Genomic DNA, 806 nt, shown 5'->3' with positions numbered 1-806 from the left:
ACAGCTCGACGGCGAGCACCCCGACCACACCGAGCTCGCCCGCCAGCCGCAGCGCCAGCTGCTGCGCGGCGGCGGCCTGCTCGCCGGACAGCTCCGGCGCGGGCGCGATCACCTGTACGCAGATCCCGTCCCGCTGCACGGTCTCGACGACCGGCCACGCCGCACCCTGGCCGAACGGCGACCGGGCCACCAGGGCGGATAGCTCGCGGCGCAGGTTCACCTGCTCCTCGGCCATCACCGGCACCCCATCGGCCAGGAACGCCGTCGCGATCTCGCGGGCGTGCAACGGGTCGCGCGCCATCCGCACCCCGCGCCCGTCGTAGCCGCCGCGGACCGCTTTGACGACCACCGGGCCGGCGATGCGCCGCGCGAAGGCGTCCAGTTCGTCGACGCTGCGAATCTCGGCGTAACGCGGCACCGGGACGCCGAGGGCATCAACGCGGCGGCGCATGACGAGCTTGTCCTGCGCGTGCATCAGGGCCTGCGGCGGCGGCGCCACGTTGATGCCCTCGGCGACCAGCTTGTCCAGCAGTTCGTTCGGCACGTGTTCGTGGTCGAAGGTCAGCACGTCGGCGCCCGCCGCCACCCGGCGCAGGTCGTCGATGTCGGTGTGCGAACCGATGACGATGTCGGGCGCGACCAGCGCCGCCGGCTCGTCGGCGGCGGTGGCCAGTACCCGCAGCGATTGCCCCAGGGCGATCGCCGCCTGATGGGTCATTCGGGCGAGCTGGCCGCCGCCGCGCAGCAGCTGGCGCTGCGGCTGGCGGGCGAGCTCGGTGTGGTCGGGGTGCTCGCCGTCGAGCTGT

Annotated in this window: 1 protein-coding gene; it reads right to left on the bottom strand. The window is 73.9% G+C overall.

All coding sequences use genetic code 11. The features are described from left to right. The coding region (locus A9W96_RS15170) for a 5-(carboxyamino)imidazole ribonucleotide synthase (RefSeq protein WP_231999693.1) at positions 1-718 on the bottom strand (718 nt) is incomplete at its 3' end. Positions 719-806: the final 88 nt, after the last annotated feature.

This window comes from Mycobacterium sp. 1245852.3 (assembly GCF_001669335.1).
GTDB classification, from domain to species: domain Bacteria; phylum Actinomycetota; class Actinomycetes; order Mycobacteriales; family Mycobacteriaceae; genus Mycobacterium; species Mycobacterium europaeum_A.
This window is presented reverse-complemented; position numbering and strand designations above follow the sequence as displayed.